The sequence below is a fragment of the Marinobacter sp. DS40M6 genome (assembly GCF_028581595.1).
Classification (GTDB): domain Bacteria; phylum Pseudomonadota; class Gammaproteobacteria; order Pseudomonadales; family Oleiphilaceae; genus Marinobacter; species Marinobacter salarius.
Genome location: NZ_JAFCAE010000003.1, coordinates 422,377 through 435,058, shown reverse-complemented (window position 1 = coordinate 435,058; position 12,682 = coordinate 422,377). Strand labels below are relative to the sequence as shown.

At 55.3% G+C, this 12,682-nt stretch carries 13 protein-coding genes and 2 tRNA genes; 13 read left to right on the top strand and 2 right to left on the bottom strand.

Translation table 11 applies throughout. From position 1 onward, the window contains the following. From JJO78_RS09615 to nadA, 3 genes are all read left to right on the top strand, one after another. Nucleotides 1-76, top strand: a tRNA-Lys gene (locus JJO78_RS09615). 66 nt (nucleotides 77-142) lie between these two features. Then, nucleotides 143-218, top strand: a tRNA-Lys gene (locus tag JJO78_RS09610). Between the two features lie 215 nt (nucleotides 219-433). Continuing rightward, nucleotides 434-1,495 (top strand): quinolinate synthase NadA, encoded by a 1,062-nt coding sequence (gene nadA / locus JJO78_RS09605; RefSeq protein WP_036205367.1) that lies wholly within the window; start codon nucleotides 434-436, stop codon nucleotides 1,493-1,495. Nucleotides 1,496-1,497: 2 nt separating this feature from the next. On the opposite strand, the gene JJO78_RS09600 is transcribed toward nadA, so the two are convergent. Continuing rightward, entirely contained in the window at nucleotides 1,498-2,976 is a 1,479-nt protein-coding gene (locus tag JJO78_RS09600; protein ID WP_075196201.1) for a M48 family metalloprotease, read from the bottom strand. A gap of 154 nt (nucleotides 2,977-3,130) precedes the next feature. Between JJO78_RS09600 and JJO78_RS09595 the strand changes: the two genes are divergently transcribed. Then, on the top strand, nucleotides 3,131-3,358 hold the full coding sequence (locus JJO78_RS09595; protein WP_036205371.1) for a sulfurtransferase TusA family protein: 228 nt from the start codon (nucleotides 3,131-3,133) through the stop codon (nucleotides 3,356-3,358). A 30-nt stretch (nucleotides 3,359-3,388) separates the two neighbouring features. Continuing rightward, complete coding sequence (locus JJO78_RS09590; protein ID WP_036205372.1) at nucleotides 3,389-4,468, top strand: AI-2E family transporter; 1,080 nt, start codon at nucleotides 3,389-3,391, stop codon at nucleotides 4,466-4,468. Here JJO78_RS09590 and JJO78_RS09585 read toward each other — a convergent pair. Continuing rightward, nucleotides 4,465-4,932 carry a peroxiredoxin gene (locus JJO78_RS09585; protein WP_036205373.1) on the bottom strand — a complete coding sequence of 156 codons (468 nt, stop codon included), beginning with the start codon at nucleotides 4,930-4,932 and terminating at the stop codon, nucleotides 4,465-4,467. The genes JJO78_RS09590 and JJO78_RS09585 overlap by 4 nt on opposite strands. Before the next feature lie 74 nt (nucleotides 4,933-5,006). Between JJO78_RS09585 and dapA the strand changes: the two genes are divergently transcribed. The 8 genes from dapA (at nucleotide 5,007) to JJO78_RS09545 (ending at nucleotide 12,551) form a co-directional block, all read left to right on the top strand. Continuing rightward, nucleotides 5,007-5,882: a 4-hydroxy-tetrahydrodipicolinate synthase gene (gene dapA / locus JJO78_RS09580; RefSeq protein ID WP_036205374.1), complete on the top strand. Its 876-nt coding sequence runs from the start codon at nucleotides 5,007-5,009 to the stop codon at nucleotides 5,880-5,882. Nucleotides 5,883-5,919: 37 nt separating this feature from the next. Then, a complete protein-coding gene (gene bamC / locus JJO78_RS09575; protein ID WP_036205375.1) occupies nucleotides 5,920-7,017 on the top strand; it encodes an outer membrane protein assembly factor BamC in 1,098 nt (365 codons plus the stop codon). Nucleotides 7,018-7,061: 44 nt separating this feature from the next. After that, a complete protein-coding gene (gene purC, locus JJO78_RS09570) occupies nucleotides 7,062-7,775 on the top strand; it encodes a phosphoribosylaminoimidazolesuccinocarboxamide synthase (RefSeq protein ID WP_036205376.1) in 714 nt (237 codons plus the stop codon). Between the two features lie 35 nt (nucleotides 7,776-7,810). Beyond that, nucleotides 7,811-8,545, top strand: coding sequence for a TIGR04219 family outer membrane beta-barrel protein (locus tag JJO78_RS09565; protein WP_127401488.1), 735 nt, complete (start codon nucleotides 7,811-7,813; stop codon nucleotides 8,543-8,545). A 19-nt stretch (nucleotides 8,546-8,564) separates the two neighbouring features. Beyond that, nucleotides 8,565-9,572 (top strand): NAD-dependent epimerase, encoded by a 1,008-nt coding sequence (locus tag JJO78_RS09560; protein WP_127401486.1) that lies wholly within the window; start codon nucleotides 8,565-8,567, stop codon nucleotides 9,570-9,572. A 182-nt stretch (nucleotides 9,573-9,754) separates the two neighbouring features. Then, nucleotides 9,755-10,756: a TRAP transporter substrate-binding protein gene (locus JJO78_RS09555; RefSeq protein ID WP_273623500.1), complete on the top strand. Its 1,002-nt coding sequence runs from the start codon at nucleotides 9,755-9,757 to the stop codon at nucleotides 10,754-10,756. A 20-nt stretch (nucleotides 10,757-10,776) separates the two neighbouring features. Further along, nucleotides 10,777-11,295, top strand: coding sequence for a TRAP transporter small permease (locus tag JJO78_RS09550; protein ID WP_075196196.1), 519 nt, complete (start codon nucleotides 10,777-10,779; stop codon nucleotides 11,293-11,295). After that, nucleotides 11,292-12,551, top strand: coding sequence for a TRAP transporter large permease (locus tag JJO78_RS09545; RefSeq protein WP_075196195.1), 1,260 nt, complete (start codon nucleotides 11,292-11,294; stop codon nucleotides 12,549-12,551). The genes JJO78_RS09550 and JJO78_RS09545 overlap by 4 nt, the downstream gene beginning before the upstream one ends. Nucleotides 12,552-12,682: the final 131 nt, after the last annotated feature.

The window sequence follows — 12,682 nt, the reverse complement described above, 5'->3', positions numbered from 1 at the left end:
GGGTCGTTAGCTCAGTTGGTAGAGCAGTTGGCTTTTAACCAATTGGTCGAAGGTTCGAATCCTTCACGACCCACCAAATTACGAACGAGGCGGTGGACTGAGTCGTCGCGTTGTTCTGGTCCGGATTCGGGCCGACAGTTATGGGTCGTTAGCTCAGTTGGTAGAGCAGTTGGCTTTTAACCAATTGGTCGAAGGTTCGAATCCTTCACGACCCACCAATAGAACAGGAAGCCAAAGCGGCTCCTGTCGAAAAAAGAGCCTTCGGGCTCTTTTTTTTTTGGGTATACGGTCATACATCTGTGATAGTGGGCGTAGTTAAAAGGGTGCATGTAAGTAACCTAAGCAAAACTCTGTGACAGCAGGGTGTCAGCCCAGTGAAAGTCGTGGCCGAAGTGATATACTTCCGACGTTAACGCAATACAGAGATGCAGTAATGACGCGAGTTGAAGACCGTATTCTCGTTCAGGAACATCTGGCACACCAGGCGGAGCCAAAGACCCTGAGCGACGACGAGAAAGCCAACCTTGAGTCCCGTATTCGAGCAGCGCTGAAAGCGCAGGATGCGGTGCTCGTGGCTCATTACTACACCGACCCTGACATTCAGCGCCTGGCGGAGGAAACCGGCGGCTGTGTTGCCGATTCGCTGGAAATGGCCCGGTTTGGCAACCAGCACAAAGCGTCAACCGTGGTCGTGGCAGGTGTCCGTTTCATGGGCGAAACCGCCAAGATTCTGAACCCGGAAAAACGTGTGCTGATGCCCACGCTGGAGGCCACCTGTTCACTGGATATTGGCTGCCCCGCGGACGAATTCTCGGCCTTTTGCGACCAGCACCCCGACCGTACCGTTGTGGTCTACGCCAATACCTCCGCAGCGGTGAAGGCAAGGGCGGACTGGGTGGTTACCTCCAGTTGTGCTCAGGCCATTGTGGAGTCGCTGGATGCCCGTGGTGAAAAAATACTCTGGGCCCCGGACAAGCATTTAGGCCATTACGTGCAGAAAACCACCGGTGCGGATGTGTTGCTCTGGGATGGTTCATGCATCGTACATGAAGAGTTCAAGTACCGGGGGCTGGAGGATCTGAAAGCGCTGTATCCGGATGCGGCGGTTCTGGTGCACCCTGAGTCGCCCAACGCGGTGGTCGAGATGGCCGATGTTGTCGGTTCGACCTCTCAGCTGATTCATGCGGTACAGACGCTGCCCAACGATCAGTTTATCGTTGCCACCGACAACGGCATTTTCTACAAGATGCAGCAGTTGGCCCCCAACAAGACCTTGATTGAGGCGCCAACAGCCGGAAATGGCGCCACCTGTCGTAGCTGCGCCCATTGCCCGTGGATGGCGATGAATGGCCTCGAGAACCTGCTGTCGGTGATTGAGAACGGTGACCAGGAGGTTCATGTGGACCCGTCGTTGCGGGAGGATGCGTTGAGGCCGCTTCAGCGAATGCTGGATTTCACCGCCGAGATGAATCTGAAGGCCGCCGGCAACGCCTGACGTCAGCTGCGGCGCTGGTTCAGCCGCTCTGACACCTGCGACAATCGTTCGGTCACGATTTGGCGCAATGGCGCTCCGGCGGGGAGTCTTTCCTGGGCCTGTCGCAACTGGCGCTGGGCTGCCTCAAGGTCGCCCATCAGGATATCGTATTCGGCCCTCGCCCGGTGCACCCCAACGATGTTGCGCGCCAACCCTTCGGCTTCCGCCAACCTCAGCCAGAGATGCTCTTTCTTCGGCAGTTCCCGCGTCAGTCTGTGGAGGTATTCGGCGGCACGTTCGCCGTTACCCGCCGCGGTTTCCAGGTGTGCGAGCATGTCGGTAATCGGGTAGTTGCCGGGATTTCTTGCAAGGGCTTCGGAAAGCAGGCTGCGAGCTTCGTTGAGCTTGTCCTGCTCAATCAGCGCCTCTGCGAGTGTCACCTGATAGGTGATGCGCCCCGGTGTTCCATCGAGCAGCCTTTCAAGCTCAATAATCGCCTCACTCTGGTTTCCATTTCTCAGCAACGCCACCGCCAGGCCGTAGCGAATGGCATCCGGCTTTTCGGTGTCCGAACGGTTCAGGTAGTCCTTGAACGTTTCCACAGCGATGTCTGCGGACTTTGCGTAGCGAACCTGAAGCCGGGATCGAACCAGATGATACTCCTGGGCATCGGCCACATCCCTGCGGGGGTATTGCTCGGCGCGGTTGCGGGTGTCGGATACACGATTCTGCGTCAGCGGGTGGGTGGAAAGGTACTCCGGAACCCGGTTTCCCTGCAGGCGGTTCTGTCGCATCATGATCTCGAACATTTCCGGCATCCCTCTCGGGTCCATGCCGGAGCTGGCGAGTATGTCCATGCCAACCCGGTCAGCTTCCTGTTCATGAGCCCGGCTATAAGCCAGCATATTCTGCACTGCCAGTGCCTGAGTGCCTGCGATGGCTGCTATGCCGACATCCGACTGGGTAACCGCTGAGAGGATGATGCCGGCGATCATGCCGGCAATGGTCAGCGGGGCGCTGGTTTCCTGTTGCTCCAGGCGCCTGGCGAAATGGCGCTGGCTCAGGTGCGCCAGTTCGTGGGCCAGAACCGAGGCAAACTGTTGCTCACTCTCGGCATTCAGGAACAGGCCGCCATTAACGCCGACGACATTGCCGGGGACCGCAAAGGCATTGATGTCGGGGCTGTCGATGATCGCCAGCGTGAGGTCGCTGCTACTCAGAGGTGCCGAGGGTACGAGGCGATAAATGATCGAGTTCAGGTAGTCCTGGACCAGGGCATCGGTGATCTGAGGGGCGGATCGCCGGATGGATGTCATCACTTGACGCCCGATATCCGTTTCCTGGCGCTCAGAGATCAGCCCACCACCGGCGCCACCAATGGACGGCAGTGTGCTATCCGACGATTGTGCCGAGGCCTGGCTGACCGTCAGTGAAAACGCCAGGGCAAAGGCGGATGCCAGGATGCCTGGCCGTTGAGCTCGGTGGCGGTTTGTTACAGTCATGAATAGGCGATGTCCGTTGTCATGGGGTTCTCTCTGACAGCATTGTGCCACCGAAAGTTCTTTCGGGGTTCGTCTGTTACGATTGAGGTGCAATACAGTACCACTGTGGGCATAATGCCGGCTCCTGTTTTGAACATACGGATGCCTTATCGCCATGGCTGATCGAACACTGGACGCATCGGGCCTGCGCTGTCCGATGCCGCTATTGAAAACCAAGCTCGAACTCAACAGCATGTCTCCCGGCCAGGAACTTGAAGTTATCGCCACAGACGCCGGTTCTGCAAGGGATATTCCTGCGTTCCTCGAACTGTCGAGTCATGAGCTGGTCCGCACATCCGAACAGGGTGGCTGTTTCACCTTTGTGATAAAGTGCGGCGGTTAAGCCCGTAGTAATGACCCTCCGGAGTCGTTGATGATCAGAATTTTACGTGGTCTCGCCCACAAATACTTTTCAGATGAAGAAGCCGTCATTCTTTTCCTGCTGATACTGGCAGGCGTCGTCTTCATCATTTTTTTCGGCTCCATGCTGGCGCCCGCGATTGCGGCGGTTATTGTTGCCTTTATTCTCCAGGGGCTGGTCACCAAGCTTAATCGGCTCGGCATTCCGGAAATCGTATCCATCATAGGCGTGTTCTTTGTCTTCCTGGGGCTGTTGATTGGCGTCCTGTTCGGGTTGTTACCTCTGATCTGGACCCAGGTGACCGGGCTGGCGGGCGAAGCACCTCGTATTTTCAGAGAGATGCAGTCCTATCTTGAAGTGCTTCCTGAGCAGTATCCAACGTTGATATCCATGGAAGGCATCAACACCATCTACAATCAGGTAACCACCGAAGCCGGCCGCATGACCCAATGGCTGGTGTCCTTTTCACTGGAAAGCATTCCGGATCTGGTGGCGCTGCTGATCTACATGGTGTTGCTGCCGATTCTCGTATTCTTCTTCCTCAAGGACCGCCGGGTGCTACTGGGTGCGATCGCTCGCATGCTGCCATCCCAACGCCCGATGATGGTCCGGATATGGCATGAAGTGAATCTTCAGTGTGCCAACTACGTGCGGGGAAAGGCGGTGGAGATACTGATCGTTGGAGGTATCACCTACGTGGCCTTCAAGGTTCTGGGTATGCCTTATGCGGCCCTGCTGTCACTGATGGTGGGTCTGAGCGTGGTGATTCCCTATATCGGGGCGGCTGTTGTCACCATTCCGGTCGCCATGATCGCCCTGTTCGCCTTCGGGTGGGGCAGCCAGTTTATCTGGGTCATGGTGGTGTACGGTGTGATCCAGGCGCTGGATGGCAACGTTCTGGTTCCCATCCTGTTCTCGGAAGTGAATAATCTGCACCCTGTCGCCATCATCGTGGCTGTGTTGTTCTTTGGTGGCATCTGGGGTTTGTGGGGTGTGTTCTTCGCCATACCGCTGGCGACCATGCTCAAGGCGATCTTCTCGGCATGGCCGGTCAAGTACGGGCAGGCAGAGACGTTGCCAAAGGAGTCTTAAAGACTCCTGACGGCTTCCAGCACTTCGTCAACGTGGCCTGGTACTTTCACGCCTCGCCACTCCCTGCGGAGGACCCCGTCCTTGTCGATCAGGAAGGTGCTGCGGTCAATGCCCATATATTCCTTGCCATAGAGCTTTTTCAGCTTGATGACATCGAACTGTTGGCAGAGGGCTTCGTCCTTGTCGGAAATCAGGTGAAAGGGAAATGCCTGTTTTTCGCGGAAGTTGTCGTGGGCTTTCAGGCCGTCACGTGACACACCGAAAATAACCGTATCGAGTGCTTCAAACTGGTCGTGCCGATCGCGGAAATCCTGACCTTCAGTGGTGCATCCGGGGGTGTTGTCCTTGGGGTAGAAATAGACCACCACATTCTGGCCTTTCAGGTCCGATAAACGAATGGTTTGATCTCCGGTAGCCGGGGCCTCAAAATCATCAACAGGACGGTTCAGTTCGGGTGCTGACATGACATCTCCTTTAATTCCCTTGTGTCAGTGGGTGCCCAACATTACCATATCGTTTTTATTCGTACGGAGTTTTTATGATTACGGGGAGCCTTGTCGCACTGGTCACGCCCATGCATTCCGATGGCAGCGTTCATTGGGAGCACCTTGATAAGCTGGTGGACTTTCATCTCGACAACGGAACGCACGGTATCGTGGCCGTTGGAACGACGGGTGAATCCGCCACGCTGGACCCGGAAGAGCACATGCGGGTGGTGGGGCATATCATAAAACGCGTCAATGGCCGCATTCCTGTGATTGCCGGTACCGGCGGTAACAGTACTCGCGAAGCCATAGAGCTGACCGAAGAAGCTCACAAGCTGGGTGCCGATGCCTGTCTGCTTGTCGTCCCGTACTACAACAAGCCGACCCAGGAAGGGCTCTACCAGCACTTCAAGACCATTGCCGAGGCTGTCCCGGTCGATCAGATTCTCTACAACGTTCCCGGCCGAACGGCGTGCGACATGCTGAACGAGACCGTTGAGCGCCTGGCAGATATTCCGAACATCATCGGCATCAAGGATGCAACCGGCAATATTCCCCGTGGTGCAGAGCTGGTTGAAGCCGTTAGAGGCCGCCTGGTGGTCTACTCTGGCGACGACGCGACGGCCGCCGGACTGATGCTTGCCGGCGCCAAAGGCAACGTCTCCGTTACCGCCAACGTGGCGCCCAAGGGCATGGCTGCGTTGTGCGAAGCCGCCATCGCCGGAAATGAGGAGGAAACCGAGCGGCTTAACGAGTTGCTCATGCCTCTGAACCGCAAACTTTTCCTCGAGGCCAATCCCATCCCCGTGAAGTGGGCTCTCTATCATATGGGTATGATCGGGGAGGGCATTCGCCTTCCGCTCACCCCTCTGAGTGACAGGTTCCACGGCGAAGTGGAAGACGCACTGAAAGCCTCTGGCGTACTCTGAGTCAGGCTGTACCATCTATCGTAACTGGAGTCGCCTGATGGCGTTTAGGTTCAGGACAGAAATCGAAAAAACCGAAAAATGCATCAGGCCCCTGGCGGGCCTGATGTTTGTTATGGCCCTGTCAGGCTGTAGCTTGATCGAAGACCGCTCAGAGCGCTATGTCAATGCCTCGGAAGGCACGCCTCTGAAACTGCCGGAAACGGCGGATGAAGGCGAGTTTGGTCAGATCATGCCGATACGCGAAGCGACCGCTGCCGACTCGGGCCGTATGTATCGGGGAAGCATACCCAGGCCGCCGGATATGACCTCCGATATCCTTGACGAAAACTATCTGGTTGAGGAGCTGGATGGCCAGATATGGCTGCTGGTGAATGATGTTCCAGGTCGCCTTTGGCCTGCAGTCACCTCCTACATGAATGAGAACGGCCTTGGTGTGGCGTACGACAGCCCCCAGCTCGGCCTGATGCAGAGTGAATTGGTTAACTTCAGCAAGCAGGCGAGGGGATTGCTGGGGCTGCCGGACAACCCCGACGGACCAGAAGCGAAAGTGGTTGTCCAAGCCCGTGTTGCGCCCGGTGTGCGCCGCAAAACCACAGAGGTTCAATTCCGTTCCTTCGAAGTTGCTGATGACCCGAACGAACTGATGGCTTGGGGCGGTGGGGACACCCGTAGCCGCGAGCAACTCGATACCAGTCGGAAGCTGCTCGAAGACCTGGCCCAGTATTTACGCAACCGGGAAGACAGTAAGTCTTACTCCCGTGCGGCATTGGGCATGGCCAGCGAACCCCTGGTCAAGTTGGTATCGGACGACGAAACGCCCAGGGAAATTGTAATGAGCCTGGATTACGGCCGGGCTTGGGCGGAGGTTCGCCGAGCGGTGGATGACGCGGGCATACCGGTGATCGACCTGAACCGTGAAGACGGATATTTCTTTGTGGATTTCCGGCCGGAATCCGAGCGCGAGCCGGGATGGTTCAGCTGGTTCTCCGACGCCCCGGAACCGGTACATTCGTTTGATATACGGCTTGAGGAACGCGACGGCGACATTGTCGTTTCCACCGCCATCGCCGAGAGTTACGATGGTGAGAATCGCTCGACCGAGCTGCTTTCAGAACTGTTCGAATATCTTTACTAATGCAAGCAGTGCCTGCACCGAGCGGGCACGTCCGGAGATGTGACATGGAAAAGCGTGAAGAGCTTTACGCGGGCAAGGCCAAATCCGTATACCGTACCGATGACCCCGACCGGTTTGTGATGGTCTTTCGCGACGATACGTCGGCTTTTGACGGCGAGAAGAAAGAGCAGCTCAACCGCAAGGGCATGGTGAACAACCGCTTTAATGCCTTCATCATGGAAAAACTGGAAGCGGCCGGCGTTCCCACGCACTTTGAGGGCCTGCTTTCCGGCACGGAATCGCTGGTCAAGAAGCTGGATATGATTCCGGTTGAATGCGTGGTTCGTAACATCTCCGCCGGCAGTCTGTGCCGCAGGTTGGGTGTTGAGGAAGGGCTGACGCTGAACCCGCCCACCTTTGAACTGTTCCTGAAGAACGACGCCATGCATGATCCCATGGTCAATGAGTCATTGGCGGTCAGTTTTGGCTGGGCGAAAGCAGACGAGCTTGCCAGAATGAAAGAACTGACCTATCAGGTAAATGACGTACTGAAGGCGCTGTTTGAGGAAGCCGGCATGCTGCTGGTGGATTACAAGCTGGAATTTGGTCGTTCGGGTGGCCAGATTGTCCTGGGTGACGAATTCAGCCCTGACGGCTGCCGTATCTGGGACAGGGAAACCCGAAAGAAGATGGATAAGGACCGTTTTCGTCAGGGACTGGGCGATGTGATTGAGACCTACGAAGAGGTTGGTCGTCGTCTCGGCATCCGTTTCGACTGATCAGTCAGGTACAACAACCAGAAAACAGGTGCACTATGCGTAAACTGATTCTTGCCATCGGCGGCTCTTTGGTCATCGCCGCCCCAGTCGCAACCGCTGATGTGGTTGGTGTGGGCGCCAATGTCAGCTACTGGGATTCTGACCTCTCGGGCGAGGCTGGTAAAAACAACAAGGTCGTCGATGTAGAAAATGACCTGGACCTGGAAAGTGACACCAATGCCAACCTGAACGCCTATTTCGAGCACCCGGTTCCGGTGCTGCCGAATGTTCGGCTGAACTATACTCGCATCGAGCAGAGTGGGCGCGGGGAATTGTCCACCGAGTTTGATCTGATTCAAGACGGCGCGGAGGTGGATTCCGATCTGGACCTAAGTCAGTTTGACGTCACCCTGTATTACGAAGTGCTCGACAACTGGGCCAATCTGGATCTGGGCGTGACCGCCCGCAATCTGGATGGCGAACTGATTGTCCGTGAGCGGACCACCAATGGCCAGGTCAGTAAGACTGAGGTCGACGGCGTGATTCCGATGGGTTATCTGGCTGCCCGCTTTGATCTTCCCTTTACCGGTGTTTCCGTCGGTGGCGAGGCCAACCTCATCAGCTTCGACGGCGATTCCATCTATGACTACAACGCTTACGGCCAATACGAACTGTCGTTGTTACAGCTGCGCGCCGGATACCGTCAGATCAGCATTGATTACGAAGACAGCGATGACCGTCTGGACATCGAACTCGGTGGCCCGTTTGTAAGTGCCGGGCTGACGTTCTGAAGGAACAGGAGAGAACACGTTGAAAATTCTGGTTACGGGCACGGCGGGCTTCATTGGCTCCCATCTGGCGCATCGGCTGCTTGACCGAGGTGATGAAGTAATCGGCGTAGATAACGTCAACGATTACTACGACCCCACTTTGAAGGAAGCGCGGCTTGGGCGCCTGACCTGTAAACCAGGATTCACCGAGGTTCGTAAGGACGTGGCCGACAGGCCCACCATGGAGGCCCTGTTCCGAGAGCACAAGCCAGAGCGTGTGGTTCACCTGGCGGCCCAGGCGGGCGTGCGGTACTCCCTGGAGAATCCTCATGCCTACATCGATGCCAATTTGGTGGGTTTCACCAACATCCTGGAAGGTTGTCGTCACAATGATGTGAAGCACCTGGTGTACGCCTCCAGCAGCTCCGTCTACGGCGCGAATGAAACCATGCCGTTCTCCATCCACGACAACGTGGACCACCCCCTGAGTCTGTATGCGGCCTCCAAGAAAGCCAACGAGCTGATGGCCCACACCTACAGCCACCTTTACAACATGCCCACCACCGGCCTGCGCTTCTTCACTGTCTATGGCCCATGGGGCCGACCGGATATGGCGCTGTTCATCTTCACCAAGAAGATCCTGGCCGGTGAACCCATTGATGTGTTCAATCATGGGCACCACAGGCGCGACTTCACCTACATTGACGATATTGTGGAAGGCGTTATCCGGACCCTGGACAGTGTCGCCACCCCCAACCCGCAGTGGAGTGGTGAAACTCCAGACCCCGGCACCAGCAAGGCGCCATATCGACTGTATAACATCGGTAGCAACAATCCGGTGGAGTTGTCCCGGTTTATTGAGATCATCGAAGAGCGCGTTGGTAAAAAGGCTGAGAAGAACCTGCTGCCCCTACAACCCGGTGACGTGCCGGCTACCTACGCCAATGTGGATGACCTGATTGAAGATGTGGGCTACAAGCCATCCACCACGGTGGAAGAGGGCATTGCCAACTTCGTGGACTGGTATCGGGATTTCTACAAGGTCTAGGTTTTTCAGGCGCACACAAAACCGCTGAAGGGCACCTTCGGCGGTTTTTTTATGCCCCCATTACTGGGGGCCAGTATTTAGCGTAACGCAATCAAGCGTTTACCGTGTCGAGAGCTTGCTATGTAGTTTATTGCTGTTATTCTGAGATTGGATTCACAATTATTCAAAATAAAAAAGGAAAGATGATGAATAAACTCGCCTGCGTTACTGCAGTACTTGGCCTCACACTTGGCCTGACTTCCTCGGTCTTTGCCGATGACTTTTCGGATATGGATCCCGTCACTTTGCGCCTGGCTCACGTCGTTAACGAGCAGGATGGCTTCCACATCGCCGCTGTAAAATTCCAGGAGCTGGTCAGTAAGCGCACAGAAGGTGCGGTGACCATCGAACTTTATCCCAATGCTTCTCTCGGCGACGAGCGCACCCTACTTGAGGGTATGCAAATTGGTACCGTGGATATGGGCGTCATAACCAATGGTCCGGTCGCCAATTTCGTAGAAGAAATGGCAGTATTTGAACTGCCCTTCCTGTTTTCTTCCCCGGAAGAAGCCTATGCCGTGCTTGATGGTCCCATTGGCCAGGAGTTGCTGGACAAGTTAAGCGAAGTCAACCTCAAAGGCCTCGCATATGCGGAGCGCGGCTTCCGTAACCTCACCAACAGCGAGCGGCCGGTCAGTCATCCGGATGACATTGACGGTTTGCGCGTGCGTGTCATGGAGAATCCTGTTTACGTTGATACGTTCCGTGAGCTGGGGGCAAATGCCGTTCCCATGGCCTGGACCGAAGCGCTGACAGCAATGCAACAAGGCACTATCGATGGCCAGGAAAATCCTGTCAACGTCGTACACTCCTTTAAGCTCAATGAGACTCAGAACTATATGACGATGTCTCGCCACACCTACGCGCCGGCGATATTTGTCATGGGGATGCCAGTATGGAACCGCTTGCCGGAGGCAGCTCAAGGCGTAATCAAACAGGCGGCCCAGGAAGCTGCGGAACATGAGCGCAGCGTTAATGCTGAAATGGAGTCCAAACAGTTGGCGGAGCTTCGAGCATCGGGGATGGAAATCGTAGAGGATCCTGAGATTGATGCCTTCCAGGCTGCCGTCGCCCCCGTCTATGAAAAGTACGGTAATCAGTTTGGTGATTACCTGGAGCGGATTCGTGAATTCCAGCAGCAATAGTTAAAGGACCCGACGACGTTATGTTGGGAATTCTGAAGAGAGTTGAACGTGCAATCGATGCCATCATGCAGCCTATGGTGTTTGCGGCGATGGTGGCATTGATCGCCGTGATCACGCTGCAGATTATATCCAGGGTTTTCTTTACAGCGGCGGGCTGGACTGAGGAGCTAGCCAGGTTCCTGCTTATCTGGATCACTTTTATGGGGGCCACCCTCGCGTTTCAGCGTGGTCGCCATATCGCTGTTACCTTCGTCGTCAATGCGCTGCCAGGCAGGCTGCGGCAAGTGACGCGTATTCTGGCTGTGGCCATTGTTTTGGGATTCATGATTGCGTTAGTGCTTGTTGGCTATCGCTATATGCAGATGCAAAGCTTCCAGACCTCGGCCTCTCTTGGCTGGTCAATGACCTACGTTTACGCGATTATCCCGGTCTGTGGAGCGCTGATGAGTTGGTATGCATTTGTTGATCTGGTTGAACTGGTGTCCGAAGGACCTGACGCCGCCGAGACTGCTTCTGATATAAGTGACCCGCCACTGTGACTGGTCTGCTGTTCCTACTTTTTTTTCTGTTCATGCTCATTGGCGTACCTATTGCCGTGTCAATCGGTGCCAGTACGATGGCAGCGCTATTTTTTCAGGGTGTGCCACTGATGGTGGTTACCCAGCAGATGTTTCAGGGGATTAACTCCTTCGCCCTGGTTGCGGTACCTATGTTCATACTGGCCGGCGACCTCATGGCCCAAGGCAAGGTCAGTGAGAAGCTGGTCAGTTTTGCGGACTCGCTGTTTGGGTTTCTGAAAGGTGGGCTTTCTATCGTAGCCGTACTGGCAGGCATGTTCTTTGCGGCTATATCCGGCTCAGGGGCAGCCACAACGGCAGCTGTTGGCTCCAGCCTGGTGCCGGAGCTTCGTAAAAAAGGGTATGACCCGGCGGCGGCAGCCAGTTTGATTGCTGCCAGCGGCACTATTGGTGTGGTGATCCCGCCATCAGTGCCGATGATTATCTATGCTGTCATTGCTCAGCAATCGGTTTCCAAGCTGTTTTTAAATGGTTTTATTCCCGGCCTTATCATGGGTTTGGGGCTCATCGCTATTGCCATTACCCAGGGTTACCGTCGGAATTATCCGCGTGGGACAGCATTATCCATCGCTACTATTTGGGGCACGCTCAAGAGCGCAAGCTGGGGGTTGATGACACCCGTCATTATTCTGGGTGGAATATTCTCTGGCATCTTTACACCCAGCGAAGCGGCAGTAGTGGCGGTCAATTACGCACTGTTAGTTTCATTGTTTATCTATCGCGACCTCAAGCTTCCGGATATCTATCGGATATTGATCCGCTCTGCGATTACAACCGCCGTTATCATGTTCGTCATTGCCACATCGGCCGTTCTGAGCTGGACACTATCAAGTTGGCAGGTACCCGGCGCGATTGCTGAATCGGTCCTGTCACTGTCCACTAACCCTTACATCATTATGCTACTCGTCGTCGGTATTATCCTGATAACGGGAGTGTTCATCGAAACAGCGAGTGCCCTGATAATCTTGACCCCGGTTCTGTTGCCGTTGGTCATCCAGCTAGGAATCGACCCAATCCACTTCGGTCTCATAATTGTGGTGGGACTGGCCATTGGTATGATTACGCCTCCAGTCGCAATCAACCTATATGTGGCGTCCTCTGTCACCGGTTTGCCGCTCGAGCGCATCACCCGCGCTATCATTCCCTACCTGCTTGGCTTAATCGCAGTGTTGCTTCTGGTGGTTTATGTCCCGATTTTTACAGGCATATCAGGTTAGGCAGGAATCGCTGCGTCTCAGTTGTCGTGATGAAACGGGAGTGGTAGTAGGAATCTTATTGGAAGAGCTTTGAAACAGTATCGGGAAAGAAAGACGGTATAGAGAAGGGAACTGCAAGAAACGGATCGTTA